Here is a 23,664-nt window from a genome sequence, read left to right as displayed (position 1 = left end):
ATTAATAAGCGCGCGCAAATAACACACGTTGAGCAGAAGGCTTGCCTGTAACCATACATATCCCTGGTTCAGAAGTCACATCAAGAGGGATACAGCGGATGGTTGCTTTTGTTTCTTCTTTAATTTTCTCTTCCGTTTCAGGTGTACCATCCCAGTGTGCTAAAATAAAGCCAGGTGTTTCATCCAGCATTGTTTTGAAGGTGGTATAATCGTCTGCTACAAATGTGTTCGCTTCTCTGTATGCGAATGCTTTTTTATAAATATTTTCCTGAATTTCCTGCAGCAGCTTTTCAATGGTGTCTGCTAATCCTTCCTGAGGCACAGTTGTTTTTTCTTTCGTATCACGTCGGGCAAGTTCTACTGTTCCGTTTTCAATATCTCTTGCACCAATAGCAACGCGCAGCGGCACACCTTTTAATTCGTATTCTGCAAATTTAAAACCTGGAGAATATTTATCGCTATGGTCAAACTTAACGCTGATATCTTTTGCCTTAAGTGCCGCAAGGATTGGTTTAAGTGTAGCCTCGATCAGATCTAATTGTTCTGCTGTTTTAAATATAGGAACAATAACAACCTGTATAGGTGCCAGCAATGGCGGTAGAACCAAGCCTTCATCATCCGAGTGTGCCATGATCAATGCGCCCATTAAACGCGTACTTACGCCCCACGATGTACCCCATACATATTCAAGGCTGCCTTCTTTTGATGCAAATTTTACATCAAACGCTTTGGCAAAATTTTGTCCTAAGAAATGTGAGGTGCCCGCCTGCAAGGCTTTACCATCCTGCATTAAAGCTTCTATGCAATACGTTTCTTCCGCCCCGGCAAAACGTTCGTTGGCCGATTTAATTCCGCGGTGTACCGGTAATGCCATGAAATTCTGCGCAAACGTTGCATATACATTCATCATTTGTTCTGTTTCAACAATGGCTTCCTGCTTTGTTGCATGTGCGGTGTGCCCTTCCTGCCACAGAAATTCTGTTGTACGTAAAAACAACCGGGTACGCATTTCCCAGCGCACAACGTTTGCCCATTGATTGATCAATAGAGGCAAATCGCGGTGAGACTGAATCCAGGTTTTATAGGTGTTCCAGATTACCGTTTCACTTGTTGGGCGAACAATTAACTCTTCATCTAATTTTGCTTCCGGATCAACAATAATGCCTTTTCCGTTTTCGTCATTTTTCAGACGGTAGTGTGTAACAACCGCGCACTCTTTCGCAAAGCCGTCTATGTGAGAGGCTTCTTTACTTAAATAGGATTTGGGAATAAACAACGGAAAATATGCATTGCTATGTCCTGTTTCTTTAAACATTTTGTCCAGCACAGCCTGCATTTTTTCCCATATGGAATAGCCGTAAGGCTTTATGATCATACAACCCCGTACAGGTGCGTTCTCCGCTAAATCGGCTCTTTTTACCAACTCATTATACCATAACGAATAATCGTCGCTGCGTTTTGGTAATACTTTACTCATTTTATTTCTATGCTCTTGTTAATTCCCACAAAGATAGTTTTTTGTATGGTATTTACAGCTATCTCAGCAATATTCGCATCAATAAGCGAATGGAATTGTATTGTCTATTCAGTTAATTATTAGGAAATAAGAGTTGGATGAATTTTTATCGGATTTCTCCTCAAAGCACCCAGGCGAATCGTTTTTACAGGACAATATTTTTAATCGGTTAGGTGTTGTATTAGTTGATTCCTTCATATAAAAAAGCTAGATTTACAGGTATTCAGTATATATATGAAGCACCTTATTGCTATTTGGTTATTGTTATTCTGTTTCTTTTTTTCCAGTGCAGAGAACACGCAAACACAACTTGCGATAGGAGATAAGGCACCGGATTTTACGGTACAGGATCAGTCTGGGAAACCACTTTCACTTTCATCGTTAAGAGGCAAGATTGTATTGATTAATTTCTGGACGGCCAGCTGCGAACCTTGCCGTCTGAATCATCCTGACTTATATAGAATTTACAACACCTACAAAAGTTATGGCTTTGAAGTTCTGAGTGTATCTCTTGATACAAAAAAGGAAACGTGGGTTAATGCACTTAAAATGGATCGCATCAACTGGCCCAATAATGGAATTGATCTGCAAGGCTGGAACAGTAAAGTTGTTAGCCTGTATGGATTGAAAAGTACACCCGGCAGTTTTTTGATCAGTGAAGAGGGTAATATATTACAAATCAATCAGGATAAAATTGCACTGGAACAAACATTACATTATTTAATTTTCGATCAGCCGCGTTTCTATCCGGTAGTAGCCAATACAACCATTTACTTCAATGTTATTTCGAAATATAATATTGTTGACAGTAAAGGATACAGTGTACTTAAAGGTCGTGCAAAGGAAGTATCGGTTGCAGCACTTCCCCCGGGAGAATATACGCTGACGTATGAAAATAAAACAGAAAAATTTCTTAAGGTACAACCGGAGCAGACTCCAATCACGTTCTACCCGACACGCGTGGAAGATGAAATAACGTTATCAAGAGAGGCAGATTATTATATTTATAACCAACGGGGAAAGCTTGAATTTAAAGGCAACGGCACAACCATTGATGTTAAAAAATTGCCGCTTGGCGTATATTACTTATGTGTAGAAGGTACCATTCATTCCTTTTTCAAGAAATAAGTTTTTCCTTTTTTAAGTGTTTCAGCAGTTCTTCTGCATTCAATTTATTTGTACTGAAAATCAGTTTTGCCTGTTCGTAATAAGGTGCACGTTCCCTGTATTTCGTTTCAATAAAATCCAATACCTGTTTGTGTGTTTTACCTTTCAACATGGGGCGGTTCTGTCCACCCTGGCCCACAAGTCTATTGGCTAATTCATCCGCAGAAGGATTAATAAAAATAGTTAACCCATGCTTTTTCATTTCTGTGATATTGTCAAAGTAACACGGCACACCACCTCCTGTTGAAATAATTGCATTCTTTAATTCAAACGTATCGTGCAGGATACTATGTTCTAACTCTCTGAAATAATTTTCTCCTTTATCTGCAAAAATTTCTTCTATGGTTTTTTTCTCCTGCGCGCAGATAGCATCATCCATATCAAAGAATGTATACTTGAGCTTTTGCGCCAATGTTTTTCCGATGGTTGACTTACCTGAACCAGGAAGGCCAATAAGATAAATAAGCATAACAGAGAATTATTTGAGTCGTACTCTTGGGTCTATGAGTGCGTAGAAGATATCTACAAAGATATTCGTGATGATAAATACCAAAGCTACAAATATTGTAGCTCCCATTACTACGGGAAAATCTAAATTCAGTACCGCATTAATTGTTACAGATCCTAAACCTTTCCAGCCAAAGATACTTTCAACAAAAAATGCACCTGCCATTAACGAAGCCAGCCAGCCCGAAACAGCTGTGATTACAGGGTTAAGCGCATTTTTCAGCGCGTGTTTAAATATGATGGTATAATAACCCAATCCTTTTGCACGCGCCGTACGGATATAATCCTGAGAGAGCACTTCCAGCATTGAACTTCTGGTTAACTGAATGATAATGGTCATCGGGCTTAAGCCTAATGTAATCGTCGGAAGAATAAGATTTTTCAATTTTAATTCTCGATCTCCGAAAATATTGTTCTCCCACAAACTTCCCGAAGCATTCAGTCCGGTGTAGTCAGATAACAGGTCCCCAAAGATCATTGCCATTAACGCGCCAAACACAAAAGAAGGCATGGAAATACCAATGACGGAAAATGTAATAATACTATGGTCAAGCAGGGAGTTCTGGCGCATCGAAGCGAAGATGCCTAAACAGATTCCTATAATAGTAGCAAAGCTCATGGCAGACAATGCAAGCCAAAACGTACCGGCAACATTTTCTACAATAATTTCGCTTACCAGTTTATTGCTTTGAAAAGATCTGCGCAGGTAAGGTATCTTCCAGACAACAACCTGTTTGCCTGCATGCAGTAGTGGAGTATAGTCGTACTTATTTTGATTTTTAGGCGTGTCTTCATGAATGGAAACAAGAGACAGGTCATTGATGTAATGAAAAAGCTGTTTATGTATGGGCAGGTCTAAACCAAGTTCTTTGGCAATGGCCTCTCGTGTGGCAACATCTGTTCGCTGGCCAGCCATCATATTTACCGGATCACCGGGAAGCACGTTGAATATGAAAAAAACAACGACCACCGCTCCTAGTAAAACCAGAAATCCGTATAAAATTCTTTTTATAAGGAAGTGAATCATGAAAAAGAAATGAAAACTATATAATGGAAATAATAATTACTTGGTTTTTGTAGCTATGCTACAATACTCATTTATGCCACCAAAGGTTTTGAATTTTTCAATTTTATTAAACAAAAAACAGAATAATTTATCATATCCTGATAATTTGCATCAATTCCCTCTGATATTAAGGTCTTTCCAAAATTATCTTCAATTTGTTTTACGCGTAACAGCTTCATTAAAATAATATCTGTTATGGAGCTTACACGCATCTCTCTCCAGGCCTCACCGTAATCGTGATTTTTTTTCATCAGCAGGTCAAGCGTTTGGGTAGCATGTTTATCGTACAGTTCAGCAACACGTTCCGGAGATAATTCCAGGGCATCAGCAGCCGTCATTTCCATCTGGATCAATGCAATGATAGAATAGTTGATAATTCCCTTAAATTCAGAAGTGATATCCTCATCAACCAGCATCGTACCTTTTTCCTGTATCGAACGGATGCGCTGTGCTTTAATAAAGATCTGATCGGTTATAGAAGGAAGTCTAAGTATACGCCAGGCAGTTCCGTAATCAGTAGTTTTATCAATAAACACTTTTTTACAGGTTGCGATTATCTCTTTGTATTCCTGTGCAGTTTGTTGCATCTGTTTGAATTCGTAAATTAGAACTAATATTCAGTAACCGATCGATAGCTTGAAAGATTTTAAAGATACATTTTTTTATACGAAAAAAACATGTTCTGCAAGGGGAAAACTTATAGACGTAAGTACGCCCAGGGTTATGGGAATATTGAATATTACGCCCGATTCCTTTTACGATGGCGGTACTAATAATACGCAAGAGACTGCTTTACAAAAAGTTCGGGAAATGCTGCAGGCGGGTGCAGACATGATAGATATAGGTGGTTATTCGTCGCGCCCGAATGCAGAAGATATAAGCATTACAGAAGAAATTATGCGGGTTGAACCGGTAATAAAAGCCATCCGTAACGAGTTTCCCCTGGTGTGGCTGTCTATTGATACCTTCCGGTCTGAAGTTGCCCGCAAAGCCATAGAAGCAGGCGTGGATATCATCAACGATATTTCAGGAGGAAAAGCGGATCCGGAAATATTTCAGGTAGCCGCACAGGCACAGGTACCTTATTGTATGATGCACATGAAAGGGACACCGCAAACCATGCTGCGCGAAACTGCTTATGAAGACATAACGCTCGACATCATCGGGTTTTTTGAAAAACAAATTCAACTGGCCAGAGAAAAAGGGGTTAAAGATATCATACTGGATCCGGGTTTTGGTTTTGCAAAAACAGCTGTACAAAACTTTGAATTGCTACGCCGGATGGATGCCTTAAAGGTATTTAATTTACCGATACTTGCCGGCGTTTCCCGTAAATCAATGATCTATAAAACATTGGGTGTGAAACCGCAGGAAGCACTTAATGGTACTACGGCCTTGCATGTACTGGCCTTGCAAAAGGGAGCCGGTATCCTGCGGGTGCATGATGTAACCGAAGCAAGGGAAGTAATTACGTTATTGAAAAATTATTCCCGATAGTATTTCTATCCGCGTTTTAAAGGGAATATGCGTACTTTTTATCTATATTTACAGAGATGATTTTACTGTTTCAGATCTCCTTTATTACAATTTCTTGGATTGATATATTAGATATCCTTCTGGTATCCATAATAATTTATAAGCTCTATAAATTGTTACGGGGAAGTGTTGCAGTTAAGGTTTTTATCGGAATTCTGTTCATATACGCCTTTTATCTGATAGTAAAAGCTTCCGGTATGGAACTGCTGCGTTCTATTTTAGGGCAGTTTATGGGCGTAGGTGTATTGGCTGCCTTTATTCTGTTTCAGCAGGAAATCCGTAAATTTTTACAAATGATCGGAAAAAGTACTTCACAGAATAACAGCCTGATCAAAGATTGGTTTTCGAAGGGAAAACCTGGCGGGAAAGCAGAATTGAATCTGGCACCCATTATAGATAGTGTCAAAATCTTCTCTCAAACCAATACCGGAGCACTGATTGTTTTCAGTAAAACATCCGAATTACGTTTTTATGCAGAATCAGGAGATATTCTGGATGCTGAACTGAGTAAACGCCTGCTGATCGCTATATTTCAGAAAAACAGTCCGCTGCATGATGGTGCGGTTATCGTTTCTGCCGGCAGAATTAAAGCTGCCCGTTGTATCATACCCGTATCCGAAAACGATAAAATTCCCGCGCATATGGGGTTACGGCACCGGGCAGCCATCGGCTTAACGGAAGTAACAGATGCGGTTGTGTTGATTGTATCAGAAGAAACAGGAGGCGTTTCGATCGCTTATAACGGAGAAATCTATTATAACCTGAATAAAAGCGATATCAGAAGTAAATTACGTTCCTTTATATACGATGACGATGAGCAGATCGCTCATGAAGTAAAAAATATCCGTTACGAAAGTTTGCATTAAACAATTCTATAAAAGGATTAACTTCGGAATCCAGTTATATTCCAATTCCCGACTCCTTTACAGGATGATTAATGCAGAAGATATTTTCTTCTTGTTTCGTTAATTAAAAACTTTTTTTGTTCGGTAAATGAATTCGGGTGCATCTGCTCAAATTCTTCCTTCCATTGTTTCCAGCGAACAGGTTCTTGTGCCAGAAATGCGGCCGAATCAATTTTCTTTTTAATGCAATATTCCTCAAAAGACATCATACTGCAAGATTACAAAAAAAGTTGAAGACAATAACAGGCTATTTTAGCATGTGAGAATAAATAACTGCAGAACTGTTTTTTTGAATAAAAAATATAGGCTTTCCTGGAAATTTATACTTAAACAATTGTTAAAAAACGGTTACTTTTTTAAAATGAATTAGTATTAACCATACAAATCAATGTTTTAGCAAAAGAAGTGTGATTTAATTCCTCAAAGATTACCTTTAAATAATACAAGAACATACAATAAATTGAATATAAAATTGGACAATATCAATAAAAAATGGTGTAAGGTTTAAGGTTATTACATATTTATTATGTAATTTGACCACTGAATACCAATATACTAATACCTAAAACATAAAAGATTCACCTTTTATTAGATAACATATGAAAAGGCTTATACTAAGTTTAATTTCAATTTTTGCTATCGTGTTTGCTTCACAGGCAGTCACATATACTGTAACAAGTAATGCGGATAATGGAACAGGATCACTGCGTCAGGCATTACAGGATGCAAGTAATAACGTAGGAGGAGCAGGTCCGCACACAATCATTTTCAACGCGGGTATGACAATTACATTAAATAGCAGTTTGTCATTAAGCAATGCGAATCTTAATGGCTTAACCATTAATGGTTTTGTAGACGGAACAGCTGGTCCTGATGTAGTTATCAGAGGATCTTCTGCATGTGGCCAAAGAGGTTTGGACATAAATGGTTCACTTACCAATATGAAGTTGTATGGGTTGGTATTTCAAAGTTTAGAATATGGTATTTATTTTTCTGCAAACGCCAGTGCAACAGTAAATGGAACAGTTATTAAAGGATGCTATTTCGGAACAGATATAACAGGCACATCTATACAAAACGGAATTTGTAGATCAGGTATTACATTGATAGGTGCTTCTTCAGTAACAATTGGTGGTCCGAATACAAATTTGGCAAATGGAGCCGCAAATGCTGCAAACAACTCTGAAAGATGTTTGTTCGGGGGAACATGTAATATAGGTGATAATGGCCGTTATGGCGCAATTCAACTTCAAAAGGGTTCAAACAACGTTTCTATTTTAAATAATTATATCGGTGTAAACCTGGCAGGTACTACTGTATTACCAATCGGAAATCCAACAAATAAAAAAGCGGTTACACAAAATGGTATTTCAATAGATGATGAACCATCTTTCAATACTATTATTTCAAATAACGTTATATCCGGAGCGATTGGATCAGGTATAAATATATTTACCCGTGAAGATAGACCTGCCTCAAACGGGCATGTAATCACAGGTAATATCATTGGTCTTAACCCTGATGGTACGTTAGGATATAATGTTACTGCACCGGCAAGTTCTTTTGGAAATCAGGCTTCAGGTATTTATATCAGAAACGCATCAAATGTTACAATAGGCGGTAGCACTGCAGCAACACGTAACGTAATTTCAGCTAATGGTGGCGCAACGCATACCTGGCCGGATGCAACCTGTTTTGCCTCATGGAATGATTATAACCAGATCGCTGTGTATCTTGAATGGTGTACCAACAGTAAAGTTTCCGGTAATTACATCGGTACAAATGCTGCAGGTACAAGCAGCGGTATTGGTACCAATAATATATTCGGAAACAGATCAGGCGGTATTAAAATTGTAGGTGGTAGCACGGGCGCTAATAACAATATTATCGGAGGTACAAATCCAGGTGAAGGAAATGTTATCAGTGGTAATGGTTATTTATGGGGAACATTTACAACAGGTTCCTGCGGTTCATTATCAGGAATCTCTACCGGCCACGGTATTGTATTACAATATGCTGATTGCAGAAATACAAGCATTTTAGGTAATTATATTGGTTTAACAGCGGATGGTGTTACAGGATTAGGAAACAATACGTCAGGGATAGATGTACAAGGGGCTTCAAACACTACTATTGGTGGTGGGGCTGCAGGTGCAAGAAATTATATTTGTAATAACCAGTTTGGTATAACGTTACAGGAAGATTTTGATGTACATAATGCGGCAACAAATACAATTGTGGCAGGTAATTACATCGGTTTAAATGTAAACGCTGCTGCAGTAGGAAATGGGGTGTCGGCTTCGTTTACTGAAGGTGCAGGTATTGTAATACAGAAAGGTGCAAATACAAACACAATCGGGGTATCTGTTGCAAATGGCGGAAACGTTATTTCAGGAAACCGTACAGGCATTATTATAAGAAACGCAGAAGGTGCCGGTTCTAATACGGGGCCCGCAAGAACAAATACAATACAAAATAATATCATTGGCTTAGATCCTACAGGTACAACTGCTATTCCGAATACATCGGCTACGGCTGGTTATGGCTATGGTATTGTTCTGGAAGTAGGTACAGGTTCTGCAACAACAACAATGCCTTATGGTAATATTATTGGCGGAACAGGAACAAATGAACCCAATACGATTTCCGGCAATCAAAAAAGCGGAATATATATAGGAAACGGTACTGCTGTAACTGCAGGTACTGCAAACAGCATTATAGGTAATAATATAGGTACAAATAAAGCTGGTACAGCAGCTGTTGCAAATGCGCTTCAGGGTATTGAAATCCTGAATGTAAGCAGAACAACAATTACATCGAACCTGATTTCAGGTAATACGCAAAACGGTATTTCATTAACGGGATCTTCAACGAATACAATTCAGAACAATACCATCGGAACAGCAGCTGATAAAACTGCACCGATACCAAACGGAGCAAATGGTATTTTCCTGTCGGCTTCATCCGCCAATACCATTCAGGGTAATACCATTGCAAGAAATACATCTAATGGTATTTCACTTGCCGCAGGTTCTGCTAATAACATTATTGGAGGAATTACAGCATCCTTATCGAATACTATTAATAACAATGGCGGCAATGGTGTTATTGTAGATGGAATAGGTTCAATTAAAAACTCCATTCATCAAAACTCCTTCAGCTGTAACACAGCCAGAGGTATTGTGCTTTCCAATGGTGGTAACGGAGGCTACGCTGCCCCTTCAATTACAGGTACTCCAACACAAATTACCTGGACGGGCGGAACATTCATTGAAGTTTATGAAACGGACGGGTGTGCAACATGTCCGGCAGGCGCAGCACGTTTACAGGGTAAAAAATTAGTAGGTTCCGGGCCTTCTCCTTATGTATTTAATGCTGCTGAAGGGTTTGACAAAACTAAAACCTACACGGCAATTGCTCATGAAGCGAACGCGACAACGGCACACAACTCGTCTGAATTTTCTCAGTGTTACACGCTTTGTCAGGATGCAGCCACAGTAACCGTTACAGGTGCTCCGTTAACCTTCTGTGAAGGAGGATCCGTAACATTAACAGCTACTGTTACAGGCGGTACAGGAACTCCGTCATATGTATGGAACAGAGGCGGCGTAGCTATCAGCGGTGCTACTGCAAGTACCTATACGGCATCGGTTTCCGGTTTATATACAGTAACCTATTCTTCAACTACAACCTGTGGGCCAACAACTTCAACAGGAGTTACGGTTACGGTTAACAACAACCCGGTTGTTTCAAACCAGGCAGCAGTAACTATTTGCAGCAATTCAGCATTTACTGTAACACCAACAGGTGCCGGCACCGGAACAACCTATACATGGACTGCACCTTCAATCACGGGAGGAATAACAGGCGGCTCTGCGCAAAATACGGATCAGACTTCTATCAGTCAGACATTGGTAAACCCTGGTACGTCGGCCGGAACAGCGGTTTATACCGTAACACCTAAATCCAGCGCTGGTTGTTCGGGTGCAACATTTACAGTAACAGTTACTGTTCAACCGGTTGCAGCTGTAACAACAGCAAACCCTGCGGCTATCTGTTCTGGTCAGACAACAGCCATTAGCTTAACCTCTTCTACTGCATCGGCAACATTTGCATGGACATTAGGCACCGTTACAGGAACGGTTTCCGGTCAGGCGGCAGGCAGCGGAGCAAGCATCGCTCAAACATTGATAAACAGCGGAACAGGCATTGCTACTGTTCAATATAATGTTGTTCCATCAGCAGGTACATGTCCGGGTACACCTAAAACAATTACAGTTACGATTAATCCGGTAGCTGCACTAACAACAGCCAATCCTTCTGCGATCTGTTCTGGTCAGACGACAGCTATAAGCTTAACATCTGCTACACCATCTGCAACATATGCATGGACACTAGGTACTGTAACAGGTAGCGTAAGCGGACAGGCAGCTGGAAGCGGAACAAGTATCGCACAAACACTAACAAACAGCGGAACAGGTATTGCTACCGTTGAATATGTTGTTGTTCCATCAGCAGGTACATGTCCGGGTACACCGAAGACAATTACTGCAACCATTCATCCGGTTACAGTTATTAATACAACAGACCCTGCGGCAATTTGTTCAGGTGGTACAACAGCGATCAGCTTAACATCTACTACACCATCTGTAACATTTACATGGACACTAGGAACTGTAACAGGTAGTGTAAGCGGCCAGGCAGCCGGAAGCGGAGCAAATATTGCACAAACATTAGTAAACAGCGGAACGGGTGTAGCAACGGTTCAATATATCGTTGTTCCTTCATCCGGTGTATGTCCGGGCACAGCAAAAACAATTACAGCTACCATTAATCCGGTTACTAAACTTACAACTGCAGATCCTGCAGCAATTTGTTCCGGAGAGACAACAGCTATCAGCTTAACATCTTCTACGGCTTCTGCTACTTTCACATGGACACTTGGAGCGGTAACAAATGTTCAGGGACAAGTTGCGGGAAGTGGCTCAAGCATTTCTCAGCAATTAACAAACAATACACTTAATGCTGGTTCTGTTGAATATATTGTTGTTCCGTCATTTGATGGTTGTGCAGGTACTGCAAAAACCATAACGGTTACTGTTAATCCAAACCCAACGTTAACAACGGGTGATCCTGCAGCTATATGCTCCGGCGAAACAACTGCAATAAGCTTAACATCAGCTCCGGCTTCAGCTACATTTGTATGGGTACTTGGTACGGTAACAAATGTAACAGGTGCAGCTGGCGGTTCCGGATCTTCTATTAACCAGACACTGGCAAATGCTACATTGACTGTAGGAACAGTTGAATACATTGTAAAACCAACATTAGGTACCTGCGCAGGATCTGATAAGAAAATTACGGTTACGGTGAATCCAAAACCAGTAGTTTCTAACACGAATCCAGCAGATATCTGCTCAGGAGAAACAACAGCTATCACCTTAGCTTCTACGCCTTCTTCTGCAACATTTACATGGACAATCGGAAATGTAACAAATGTTTCAGGACAGTCAAATGGCAGCGGCTCTTCAATTAATCAAACATTGGAAAATTCAACTGCTTCAGCAGGATCTGTTGAATATATTATCGTTCCTTCCTTAACAGGATGCCTGGGTGATGCTAAAACAATTATTCTAACAGTAAATCCTAAGCCGGTAGTTACAATTACTCCTTCGGTCCCAACTGCAATTTGTTCTACAGACTCGGTTGATTTAGCAGCGAATGCTACAGGTTTCACAGGCGGTACATATACCTGGTATAAAGAAACTGTAAATTATGGCATTGAAAATCCGCTTAGAGTAAAAGAAGAGGGTACATTCCATGTTATCTATACAGCCGCAACTTCCTGTTCAAGTTTACCTTCAGCAAGCATCACGGTTACGTTCAACCCGGATAACAGCGAAGCTTTTGCGTATGATACTTCTCTTACTACGTGTCTGGATCAGTTAGTATTGGCGGGAAGCAAACCTGAGTATGGTACTCCTCAATGGACCATTTACTCACCTAACCCGACAAATGCATCTCTTGTAGCAGGAACTTCATTGGATTCCGTTACAGTAATTGATCTGGAAGATGGCGTAGATTATAAATTCCTCTATAAAGTGTCAGGTGCGTGCGGTATTGATAAAACAGACACGGTGTTTGTTTCCGTAGGTATAGATGACTTTGACCTGACGGCATCAGGCCCTACAGATACACTTTGTGTAAAAACAAACAGAGTATTAACGGCAACAGTTATTGGTTCCGGCGGTTCAGGCAACTATAACTATGTATGGGCAGGAAGTGATGGATCATATATAACGACAAAATCTCCAACAATAACAATCAACCCGACACAGGCAACAACAACATATGTTGTATATGTAGAGGATATCAATAAGCTTGGGTGTAAAGCGCAAGCTATAACACCGGTAGTTGTTCATTCAGTAGAAAGTCAGAACTTATACATTCCGAATTTAATTACACCAAACGGCGACAATAAAAATGATGTATTCTACCTTGCTGACAGATCATTCTATCCTCCGATGCCAATGATTTCAGAAGGTTCTCACCTGGAAGTTGTGAACCGTTGGGGATCTAAAGTATTCGAAGCTGACAATTACAAAAATGATTGGGATGCCAAAGAGTTAACAGATGGTATTTATTATTACCACATTACTTCTTCATGCGGCAACAAAGAATATAAGAGCTGGATACAAATCTTAGGAAATACGAACAACTAAGACATGTGCAACGATTAATAAAAAGCCTTCCCGTAATTTACGGGAAGGCTTTTTTATGTGATGTCGAATAATGTATAAAACGGGAAACTATACTTATTTCTTTAGCAATGCATTCCAGGGTTCCCCTTTAGGCGGATCAGCTTTCAGCTGCATATTATCGCCTGTTACAGGATGCTGAAAGCTTAGTTTGTGCGAATGTAAGCAAATACCTCCATCGGGGTTGCTGCGCGGCGCTCCGTACTTTAAATCGCCCTTTATGACACAGCCGATACTTGCCATCTGACAACGTATCTGGTGCGACCTGCCGGTAACGGGTTTTACTTCAATTAAAAAATACCGGTCACTCGATGTTAACAAGGAATAGGAGAGTTCACAATATTTACTTTCTTTCACTTCAGACGTATGCGCTTTTGCAATATTGCGTTTGGCATCTTTTGTTAACCAGTGCACAAGTTTGGCGGAAGCGGGATTGGGTTTACTTCCGCTAACCATCAGATATGCTTTCTGGATTTTTTTGTCCGCAAACTGTTTGTTCATCCGTTCCAGTGCTTTAGACGTTTTCGCCAGCAGCACCAACCCGCTTACCGGCCGGTCTATACGGTGAATGACACCCGCAAAAACATTTCCGGGTTTGTTGTATTTCTTTTTTAAATATTCTTTTACCAGTTCTGACAAGGGCTTATCACCTGTATCATCACCTTGTACAAGCACTCCGTTTTTTTTATTTACAGCAATGAGATGATTGTCTTCAAATACAACTGTAAAAAAATGTTCGAATTCCTGAATCGGATCGTGCGGCTGTTCGGTAGAATCTAGTAACATTCGTTTTCGTTCGGAAAGTTCTTAGACTTTACATCATCAATATACGATGTAACAGCCGTGCTGATTGTGGCCTGCAGGTTCGCATAGGTACGCAGGAATCTCGGGTGGAATTCATTATTAATTCCCAACAGATCATGTGTGACCAATACCTGTCCATCTACGTCAGGGCCGGCACCAATGCCTATGGTAGGAATCTGTAATTGATGTGTAACAGTTTTTGAAAGAGAGGCAGGTATTTTTTCAAGTACTAAACCGAAGCAGCCGCTTTCTTCTAAAATTTTTGCATCAGCAATAAGTTTGTTTGCTTCTTCTTCTTCACGTGCACGTACCACATAGGTGCCAAACTTATAAATAGATTGAGGCATTAAGCCTAAGTGCCCCATCACAGGTATACCAGCACTAATGATACACAGTACAGATTCTTTAATTTCAATTCCGCCTTCCATTTTCACAGCATGCGCACCAGACTCCTTCATAATGCGTATGGCACTGCGTAAGGCTTCTGATGAATTTCCCTGATAGGAACCAAAAGGAAGATCAACAACAACTAACGCCCTGTTAATAGCACGAATCACAGAAGATGCGTGATAGATCATTTGATCAAGCGTTATCGGCAATGTTGTTTCATGGCCTGCCATTACATTTGAAGCAGAGTCACCAACTAAAATAACATCAACTCCGGCAGCATCTAAAATTTTTGCCATCGAATAATCATAGGCTGTGAGCATGGATATTTTTTCACCACGGTTCTTCATTTCCTGAAGCTGGTGTGTTGTTACTTTTTTAATATCACTTTTTGCAGTTGACATAACGGGATAAATCTTTTTCTTAAAATTACTATTATTTTTTCAATCGATAGGTTATTATTGAAAAACATGCTTAATTAGTTTGTAAATACCCAGCTGGATTTTTATGCAGAAAAGCAATAGTGAATATATTACCTTATATATTAATAAATCAGGTATTTGTAAACGCTTTGATTCAAACGTAAGCACGTTTAATTCAATACAAAATTTTGAAAAAATTGTTGGCGCAAACCTGAAAGAGATCTTTTATAAAGAAATTTTCAGCGCGCCGATTTTAGATTGGTTTACAAAGGTTAATGCAGATTTTTCAGAACTGCTGATTGAAGATACATTCATTCATTACATCGTTACTTTACAGCCCTTAAAAGAAGCAGACACTGCTGCGATCATTACACTGCATACTTCTGAGATTTCTAAACAAATCGACATATTAAAATACAAATATGAAGGCACGTTAGAAAATTCAAATGTTGGGTTGTGGTTATGGTTTAATCTGGAAGAAGATCAGGCATGGTGGTCTCCTTCTTTTTTAAAATTACTGGGATATGAAAATGACAACGTAAAAACAAGCATGCAGCTTTTCATGCAACTGATTCATCCGGAGCAATTGGAAGATTTTAAAAATCGCATGAAGAATTTTTATCGTTCAACAGATGTTTCAGCACAGCCGTATAACAGCGTTGAATTTAAAATGCGGAAAAAGAATGGTGAATATTTAGATTTATTATTCTCTTCCCGGCAGATCAAAAATGCCGCAGGTAAAATCATAAAATTCTCCGGTACTGTAATTGATATTAATAAATTAAAATCAGTAGAGAAAAAATTAAGTGAAAGTGAATCCAGATTGGAGCTGGCGTTAGAAGCGGCAAACATGGGTACATGGTCGTGGAATATAAAGCGAAATGAAATTTTCTGGTCTGAGCAGGTACTCTATATATTTGGTATTAAGCCGGAAGAATTTAAAGGGGATTTTGAAAGTTATCTGAATTTAATTCCTTCAAACGAACGGGTACAGGTAGAAGAGTACATTACAAATGTGCTGGCGAAACTGCAGAAAGAATTCTTTTTCGACCACTCTATTCAAACGCCATCCGGCGTGAAGAAACGCGTGTATTGCAAAGGCAAGCTTTATGCAGACCATGCCGGTATGCCCGATAGCATGACAGGCGTTGTGCTGGATGTAACACAGGAAAATGAATTAAAATATTTATTAGGCCAGACAACAGAACGGTATAAGTCTGTGATCGAATCCATGATTGAAGGTATCATCATTATTGATCTGGAAGGAAAAATTATTGATCACAATAAAGCCGCTACTCAGATTATTGGTTATGAAGATCTGGTGTTAATTGGAAATGATTTTTCATTAGGCCCCGGTGAAGCTATCCGGGAAGATGAAACAAAGTTTCCATTCGAAGAATTTCCCGGAATCAAAACATTGCGTACCGGAATGCCCTACAAAAATGTTATACTTGGGTGGATCATTCCCGGTAAGGATACAATTTGGCTGAGCATTAATTCAGAGCCTGTGAAAAATGAAAACGGTGAACAGGTTGCTGTTGTCTGCTCGTATTCAGATGTAACAGAAAGGCAGGTTTATCTGCATACATTAAAAGTAAAAAACAGGCAGCTCGAAGATTTCGCGCACATTACATCTCATAATTTACGTTCACCAATCAGCAATCTCAGTGTTTTATTAGACTATTATGAAACATCAAAAATTGACGCAGAAAAAGAAGATTATTTTTCAAAGCTAAAACATGTTTCAGCAAACTTATTGAGTACCATTCAGGTATTGGCAGACTCGCTTAAAATACAAAAAGATTTTATTGATGATGAAGATGATGTTTCCTTTCAGGAAATTTTTGATACCGTTTCAAACTTATTGTATGGAAATATTCAGGAGTCGGCAGTAATGTTCAGAATTGATTTTTCTAAATGCAACCAGGTATATTATTCCCCAACGTATTTGCAGAGTATTTTTATAAATCTGATTTCTAATGCCATTAAATATCGGGCAACTGACCGCAAACTAATCGTTCACATCGAAACAGAAATTTCTGAAAAAGGTAACGTGCTGCTTAAATTTTCGGACAATGGTATTGGAATTGATCTTGAAAAACATCAGCATAAAATATTTGGTTTATATAAAACCTTTCATGCGAATAAAGATTCAAGAGGAGTAGGTTTGTATATGACCAAACGCCAGATTGAGACGATGGGCGGTTCTATTGAGGTTACAAGTAAAGTGAATGTTGGAACAACATTCACCATTAAATTTTAATTTTCTATAATACCGGAACATTTACATACAAATGTCGTTTAGTACTTAAGGCATTTTAGATAGTTACTAGTAAACGCTATACCATAATTTAATATGAAATTGCCGGCTTTTTGCGTGATTGCCTGTATATTGGTTGTGTCTGTAGCGATTGAAGTTGTTTATGTAAATGAAAATCCTTTTTAATATATATTTAACATTCATTTTTATTGAATTTTTGCAATATAAATTGAAGTACTTTACACCGGGAATAAATAATCCATTAAAAAAATTATTATATTCACAAGATTTGTTTAATACGTATGGCAGATAAAGCGACTATTTACATCATCGATGATGATGAAATTTTTCAGTTCATTACCCGGAAATCCTTTGAACGTCTTGAAAGAAATGATAATCTATTCTTTTTTTTGAATGGGGAAGATGCATTAAGTTCAATTAAAGAGGCAATTTCAGGTAATAAGCCTTCTCCTGATTTAATATTTTTAGACATCAATATGCCTATAATGGATGGCTGGGATTTTTTGGCCGAATTAATTAAGCTGGAAGGAGAAATGAAAAAAACACCGCAGATTTATATGGTGAGCTCTTCAATCGATGATAAAGATTTAATTAAGTCGAAAACCTATAACATGATAAAAGACTATATTGTGAAGCCTATTAAAGACACACACATTAAAGAATTGTTGAATAATTTAAATTGAAGCGGAGATACCCGATAAATGATTGAATTAATTGATCCCATTTCAAAACAGCGTCTGGAAGAATCACCTGAGGGGTTAAGAAATGAAAATGGAATAGTTGTATATCCTTTAATAAACGGAGCATATAGAGTAGCGGCAAGCGATAATTACACATCCAATTTTGGCCTCGAATGGAATACCTTTCAAAAAACACAAATAGATAAATTTTCAGGGAACACCGTTTCAGAAGAACGATTATTTGCACAAACAAACTGGCAAAAGAATGGTTTGGAAGGAGAAACAATTTTAGAAGTGGGAAGCGGAGCCGGCAGGTTCAGTCAGATTATGCTGGATCATACAAAAGCAACGCTTTATTCGGTTGATTATTCGGAAGCCGTTGAAGCAAACTATAGAAATAACGGACCGCATGAACGCTTTAAATTATTTCAGGCAAGCATTTACGAATTGCCATTCAAACAGGCATCTTTTGATCGTGTTATATGTTTGGGAGTATTACAGCATACCCCCGATTTTAAAGCATCGGTAAAAGCGCTGGTGGAGATGGTGAAACCAGGCGGAGAATTAGTCATTGATTTTTATCCGATCCGGAATGTATTTACCAAAGTACACGGGAAATACCTGCTTCGCCCGATCTTAAAAAGAGTTAATCACCACAGATTAATGTCGCTCATCCGTAACAACATTGATTTTTTAATTTCCATTTACACATTCAACAGGCGCATTGGCTTGGGCGTATTTAACCGCTTTGTACCGATCTGTGAGATTGAACGTACCTTGCCTAAAGGTATGACGCCTGAGCAGTTAAAAGAGTGGATCATACTGGATACGTTTGATATGTTCAGTCCGGAATACGATCAGCCGCAGCGCCTTTCAACAGTGGCTAAGTGGGTGAAAGAATTCGGGATGGCTGATGTGGATGCCTCGTGGGTAACGTATCATGGAAAGCTGGAAGCGCCGACGGTTAGGGGTAGGAAGGTGTAACTTGAATAAGTCATAATATTGAATTAATGAATATAATTATTTTTTGATTTTCAAGTCTGGAGATAATATGCTTTTTTGTATATTATTATTTTTAGAAACTATATAAAAAATTAAATTTATTTAAATTCCAATCACTTAAAGCATAAAAATAAATATTTTTTTAATAAATGTAATGTGCTATATGTTAATTGCTTATTAAAATAAACCAGATCTTTTTTAAAATTATATTTTAAAATTATAATCCTGTAATTGAAAGAAAGTTTTTTTTTATCTAGTTTGTGTGTTCAAAAGATTGAAATTCCTTTTATCCTAAGTTCGAATATTCAGTTTTAGTCACTCATTCTATGAAAAAAAGCCTGTTATATTTTGATTGTTTTCTTAAAAGTGCATTCAATACAAAATTGATAATTAAAAACATTGATAAGATAAGCTATGTATTATTTATAGGATTGATGCTAGCTTATACACAAGATGCTGCTTCTCAAACTTGGTCTATAGCGGCGGGAACAGGTCCAAATGTTTTTACATGGCGTGCTGGCAAAACAGCAATTGGTGCGAATGCTAGTACAAGTGCATCTGCATTGTATTTATATAACGGTTTAAATTCAAATTCTCATTTAACGTTAGCAGGCATGGGCCCTGGTATAAAATTTAATTTATATCCAGAAACTTACCCCAATGTAGACAATGCAAGTATTGGATTAAATAGTGCTGCAAATCAATACATAACACCTTCTAATGAAGGTGACTTTGTTATGAGAAATCTTTTTATAAATGCTGATATTTTGTTTGCAACTACTTATGGAGCTAATGCGACAGAAAAAATGAGAATTACAGCTTTGGGTCGCGTAGGGATTGGTATTAATCCCACGGCTTATTTGCATGTAAAATCAAACGATGCAGGTGCAATTGCATCATTTGAATCTTCAACAACTTCAAATTTTGTGTCAAAATTAAATGTTGTTGGTTCTGCAACATCAGCTACAGATGCTAGAACAAATATCGATAGCTGGGGCTGGAACTATGGAAATTCTACAGCAACAAGTGGAGTACTGTATCTACAGTCATCAAGTGCAGGAAATGTTGGTATTGGTAATTTTTTCCCTTCTGGTAATTACCTAACGGCAAATTCTAAACTACACGTGCAAGGAGGTAATATTCAAATTAATAATTCTGGAGCCCCGGCTTTGTTAACGGACGTTACTAAATATGGCTTAACAATGGGCTTTAATGGGAATACTACTAAAGCTGCAACAGATTATTCCTGGATCCAATCTTCTAATGGTCCGATTATATTAAATCCATTATCAGGAAATACATTATCAGGTACACAAACAAATAATTATGTAGCTATAGGCTTACCTAAAAGTGCAATTGTTGGCACAGTAGGAAATGGATATAACCTATTGGTTGGAGGTAAAATATTATGCGAAGAATTAAAAATTAAACTGAACTCCGGTTCTACTTGGTATGACCATGTTTTAAAACCGGAATATAAATTAATGACACTTGATTCGCTGGAATCATTTATCACTGAGAATAGCCATTTGCCGGATATTCCGAGTGAGGCAGAAGTAAGGGAAAACGGCATCATGGCCGGAGAAATGAATGGGCTGTTACTGAAAAAAGTAGAAGAGTTAACGCTGTATATGATTGAACAAAATAAAAATATATCAACTCAAAATATTCAAAACCAAATGCAGGCAAAAGCTATCGCTGATCAGGCAGAGCAGATAAAATTTTTGAAAGAACAAAATGAATTACTGATACAGCAGATGAAATTACTGATGCAGAAATAAGTTTCATTATTTTATAAAGTAAGTTTAGATGAAAAAGTGTGTTAAAGCAATTATAATAGTACTGGCATTTTTGCAGGTATCTAATGTGTTTTCTCAAATTTGGTTAGGAGGCCCCGGAGCTAGTGATGTTACATGGCGTACTGGCTCTACTAATATGCAGGGAAATACCACAATTGGTATGTCAACAACCAGTGCTTCTAAATTACATATCTATAATTCAACAGCTAATTCACAATTGGCAATTTCAGGGCCAAGTCCAGGAATTAAATTTAATTTTGGTACAGATCCCTCTGAGTTAGCAGCAGATAGAGCAACCATTGGTTTAGTAAGTACTGCTGCTAATTATTTTTCTACTTCTAGTGTAAATGATTTTATTATCAGAAATGGTGCAAGTGGTTCTATTTTATTTGGAGGTTCTTCTGAAAAGATGCGAATTTCGAATAATGGATTCATTGGCATGGGAATTACAGCTCCATCATCATTATTGCATATTCAAGGAGGAAATTTTCAAATAACAAATTCCAATGTTGCACCTGATATGAGCAAAAGCGGCCTTACTATGGGTGTAATTGGAACGACAACAGCAAATACTTCAACAGATTATTCCTGGATTCAGGCGTCTTCTGGACCGTTGCTCTTAAATCCTAAAAGTCTTAATGATCTTACAGGAACAACGAATACAAATAATTTTGTCGGTATTGGTTTTGAAAAATCAAGCATAACATCTTTGGGTACAATTCCCGCAGGTTACAATTTGTTGGTACGCGGAAAAATTTTGTGTGAAGAACTAAAAATTAAATTGAAAACAGGATCAACCTGGTATGATCATGTTTTAAAGCCTGATTATAAATTAATGTCATTGGATTCTCTGGAATTGTTTATCAATGAAAATAATCATTTACCTGATATTCCAAGCGAAGCAGAAGTTAAAGAGAATGGTATCATGGCAGGAGAAATGAATGGCTTATTGCTAAAGAAAGTAGAAGAGTTAACACTTTACGTGATTGAGCAGAATAAAGCCACAGTAATTCAGGCAGAGCAGATTGAATTGTTAAAAAAACAAAATGAATTACTTATACAGCAGATGCAATTGCTAACGGGTAATAAAATAAAATGATTGTATGCTAAAAAATATATTGATTGTTCTATTTATAACATTGCGAGTTGATTTGTTTGCTCAGCCAAATATTGTTCAACAAAGCGGTACGCTTAATGCGCCGCTAGTGCTTATGAATTTAAATACACCCAATCAAACAGTGGTTTATAGATCTGATCTTGAAATAATTTTTAAACCAGGCTTTGAAGTTACTCAAACCGGCAATACAACAGGGAAATTTTTTTTAGGATATATAAATGTTCCCCGCCCGGTTTATTATGCTGAACTGAAAGAAGAATTAGATGATAGTTATGCATACACGTTCAACTCTAAATTGGCATTTAAATATGAAGAAAAAAATGCTGTTGCAGTAAATACGTTAGTTTCATTTGTTATTTATAATGCCTCATACCAGCAGATGGCGACTCCAGGTGGTTTAACTAAGAATTATGGGAACAATTATTTGGTTTTAGATTTAGTCGGATATGACTTTTCTCAAAATCAATATTACATTATGGAAATTACGAATGAAAAAGGTGAAAAAAGATTTTTGCGTTTTAAATTCCAAGTATAATTTATTTACACTCTAAATTATCAATTACTGAATAATGAAAAAAAATGTTTTGTTTTTTACCGGGCTCTTAGTTGCTATTTTAATTTCTATAATTATTTATTTGATTGTTAGAAAACCTGTACACGATAAAGATATTTATTTTGTTGAAACAGATAAAGTTTTTAACGAATACAATGGCACAAAGCTTATTAAAAATAACTTAATAAAAAGACAAGAGATCCAGAAACGAGTTATGGATTCTATGTTGGCGGAAATTCAGGTAAGAGAGTCCGGAATAAATATTTCTAGCTTGAATGAAGAACAAAAAGTTGCTTTTTTAGCAAAACGGAATGCTTACACTCGGTTGATGAAAGAATACCAGGAAAAAAATGAAGACGAATTTCAACAATCACAACAGGCATTGTGGATTCAGATTAATCAATACATTAAAGATTACGGGACTGAAAATAAGATTGTATATATATTAGGTGCAAATGGCACTGGTAATTTAATGTTTGCAGACACAAGTTATAATATAACAAAACCTGTTGTCGAGTACATCAATACTAGATTCGAAGGCAAACATTGAAAACACTCTTACAGGTAATAATAATCTATGTTCTTTTGACCGCCTGCTCAGTCAAAGAATTAAGTCCGTCAGACTATATTTATTGGGTAGAGGATCCCGATAATGGCTTGCATAAAATAGAACAAATTGGTGAACTTGTATATGAAGTGCAATACAAACCAGCTGATTATATTCTATGTAAAACAGGTGAACTAGATGAAGTTGTTAGTGATAAACTATTAGATAGTCTGAGAACCCAATATGACTCACTAATTTATTTTACAATTGTTTTGAAAACTACCAGCGGAAAAGATCCTGTTTCACAACATACTAATTCTAAAGATATTGAAGAGGCTGCATTATATTATTTTCAATATAATTTCCAACAGGATATACATTTGAAAATTGCTGATAAAGATGACAAGCAATATTCTCCCGTATTGTTTCACTTTGAAAGAATGTATACAATTAATAATGCGAAAGTTTTTTTAATGGCATTTGATAAGACAAGTGAAATGAAAGACAACGATTTACAATTGATCATACATTCTAAATATTTAACCTCTGGATTAGTTAAATTTTATTTTGACAAAGACATATTTGTTCAACAGACTAAAATGAAATTATAATCTGTT

General features: G+C 37.7%; 19 protein-coding genes. 12 read left to right on the top strand and 7 right to left on the bottom strand.

The window, feature by feature from the left end; all coding sequences use genetic code 11:
• Position 1: 1 nt before the first annotated feature.
• Positions 2-1,477, bottom strand: coding sequence for a proline--tRNA ligase (gene proS / locus CHU_RS15725; protein WP_011586578.1), 1,476 nt, complete (start codon positions 1,475-1,477; stop codon positions 2-4).
• A gap of 273 nt (positions 1,478-1,750) precedes the next feature.
• Here proS and CHU_RS15720 point away from each other — a divergent pair, with 273 nt between their 5' ends.
• Positions 1,751-2,644: a redoxin domain-containing protein gene (locus CHU_RS15720; protein ID WP_011586577.1), complete on the top strand. Its 894-nt coding sequence runs from the start codon at positions 1,751-1,753 to the stop codon at positions 2,642-2,644.
• Here the strand turns inward: CHU_RS15720 and CHU_RS15715 are convergent.
• The 3 genes from CHU_RS15715 to CHU_RS15705 form a co-directional block, all read right to left on the bottom strand.
• Complete coding sequence (locus CHU_RS15715; RefSeq protein ID WP_011586576.1) at positions 2,634-3,152, bottom strand: shikimate kinase; 519 nt, start codon at positions 3,150-3,152, stop codon at positions 2,634-2,636. The genes CHU_RS15720 and CHU_RS15715 overlap by 11 nt on opposite strands.
• Before the next feature lie 9 nt (positions 3,153-3,161).
• Positions 3,162-4,217, bottom strand: a complete 1,056-nt coding sequence (locus tag CHU_RS15710) for an ABC transporter permease (RefSeq protein ID WP_011586575.1) — start codon at positions 4,215-4,217, stop codon at positions 3,162-3,164.
• A gap of 71 nt (positions 4,218-4,288) precedes the next feature.
• A complete protein-coding gene (locus CHU_RS15705) occupies positions 4,289-4,843 on the bottom strand; it encodes a DUF1599 domain-containing protein (protein WP_011586574.1) in 555 nt (184 codons plus the stop codon).
• 136 nt (positions 4,844-4,979) lie between these two features.
• On the opposite strand from CHU_RS15705, the gene folP reads away from it, so the two are divergent.
• Together folP and cdaA are read left to right on the top strand one after the other, a co-directional pair.
• Positions 4,980-5,753, top strand: coding sequence for a dihydropteroate synthase (gene folP / locus CHU_RS15700; protein ID WP_049755620.1), 774 nt, complete (start codon positions 4,980-4,982; stop codon positions 5,751-5,753).
• A 56-nt stretch (positions 5,754-5,809) separates the two neighbouring features.
• The gene (gene cdaA / locus CHU_RS15695) at positions 5,810-6,658 is read left to right on the top strand and encodes a diadenylate cyclase CdaA (protein WP_011586572.1); all 849 of its coding nucleotides are present in this window, start codon (positions 5,810-5,812) and stop codon (positions 6,656-6,658) included.
• A gap of 68 nt (positions 6,659-6,726) precedes the next feature.
• Here the strand turns inward: cdaA and CHU_RS19325 are convergent, their stop codons facing one another.
• Positions 6,727-6,906 carry a hypothetical protein gene (locus CHU_RS19325; protein ID WP_011586571.1) on the bottom strand — a complete coding sequence of 60 codons (180 nt, stop codon included), beginning with the start codon at positions 6,904-6,906 and terminating at the stop codon, positions 6,727-6,729.
• A 390-nt stretch (positions 6,907-7,296) separates the two neighbouring features.
• Here CHU_RS19325 and CHU_RS15690 point away from each other — a divergent pair, with 390 nt between their 5' ends.
• Positions 7,297-13,419 carry a PKD-like domain-containing protein gene (locus CHU_RS15690; protein WP_041932448.1) on the top strand — a complete coding sequence of 2,041 codons (6,123 nt, stop codon included), beginning with the start codon at positions 7,297-7,299 and terminating at the stop codon, positions 13,417-13,419.
• A 93-nt stretch (positions 13,420-13,512) separates the two neighbouring features.
• Here the strand turns inward: CHU_RS15690 and CHU_RS15685 are convergent, their stop codons facing one another.
• Entirely contained in the window at positions 13,513-14,241 is a 729-nt protein-coding gene (locus CHU_RS15685) for an RluA family pseudouridine synthase (protein ID WP_011586569.1), read from the bottom strand.
• Positions 14,232-15,050: a 3-methyl-2-oxobutanoate hydroxymethyltransferase gene (panB, locus tag CHU_RS15680; RefSeq protein WP_011586568.1), complete on the bottom strand. Its 819-nt coding sequence runs from the start codon at positions 15,048-15,050 to the stop codon at positions 14,232-14,234. The genes CHU_RS15685 and panB overlap by 10 nt, the downstream gene beginning before the upstream one ends.
• Before the next feature lie 103 nt (positions 15,051-15,153).
• Here panB and CHU_RS15675 point away from each other — a divergent pair, with 103 nt between their 5' ends.
• The 8 genes from CHU_RS15675 to CHU_RS15640 all read left to right on the top strand — a co-directional run bounded on the left by CHU_RS15675 (position 15,154) and on the right by CHU_RS15640 (position 23,658).
• Positions 15,154-17,331 (top strand): PAS domain-containing sensor histidine kinase, encoded by a 2,178-nt coding sequence (locus CHU_RS15675; protein ID WP_011586567.1) that lies wholly within the window; start codon positions 15,154-15,156, stop codon positions 17,329-17,331.
• A 299-nt stretch (positions 17,332-17,630) separates the two neighbouring features.
• Entirely contained in the window at positions 17,631-18,032 is a 402-nt protein-coding gene (locus tag CHU_RS15670) for a response regulator (RefSeq protein WP_011586566.1), read from the top strand.
• An 18-nt stretch (positions 18,033-18,050) separates the two neighbouring features.
• Positions 18,051-19,013 carry a class I SAM-dependent methyltransferase gene (locus tag CHU_RS15665; RefSeq protein WP_011586565.1) on the top strand — a complete coding sequence of 321 codons (963 nt, stop codon included), beginning with the start codon at positions 18,051-18,053 and terminating at the stop codon, positions 19,011-19,013.
• A gap of 344 nt (positions 19,014-19,357) precedes the next feature.
• Positions 19,358-20,812 carry a hypothetical protein gene (locus tag CHU_RS19015; protein ID WP_011586564.1) on the top strand — a complete coding sequence of 485 codons (1,455 nt, stop codon included), beginning with the start codon at positions 19,358-19,360 and terminating at the stop codon, positions 20,810-20,812.
• A 28-nt stretch (positions 20,813-20,840) separates the two neighbouring features.
• A complete protein-coding gene (locus tag CHU_RS19010) occupies positions 20,841-21,929 on the top strand; it encodes a hypothetical protein (protein WP_011586563.1) in 1,089 nt (362 codons plus the stop codon).
• A gap of 4 nt (positions 21,930-21,933) precedes the next feature.
• Positions 21,934-22,482, top strand: a complete 549-nt coding sequence (locus tag CHU_RS15650; protein ID WP_011586562.1) for a hypothetical protein — start codon at positions 21,934-21,936, stop codon at positions 22,480-22,482.
• 34 nt (positions 22,483-22,516) lie between these two features.
• Positions 22,517-23,050, top strand: coding sequence for an OmpH family outer membrane protein (locus CHU_RS15645; protein ID WP_011586561.1), 534 nt, complete (start codon positions 22,517-22,519; stop codon positions 23,048-23,050).
• Positions 23,047-23,658 carry a hypothetical protein gene (locus CHU_RS15640; RefSeq protein WP_011586560.1) on the top strand — a complete coding sequence of 204 codons (612 nt, stop codon included), beginning with the start codon at positions 23,047-23,049 and terminating at the stop codon, positions 23,656-23,658. Before CHU_RS15645 ends, CHU_RS15640 begins: the two co-directional genes overlap by 4 nt.
• The last annotated feature ends 6 nt before the right edge of the window (positions 23,659-23,664 follow it).

Source organism: Cytophaga hutchinsonii ATCC 33406 (assembly GCF_000014145.1).
Lineage (GTDB): Bacteria > Bacteroidota > Bacteroidia > Cytophagales > Cytophagaceae > Cytophaga > Cytophaga hutchinsonii.
Note: the sequence above shows the minus strand (reverse complement) of the source record. Positions and strands in the feature narration are given on the sequence as shown.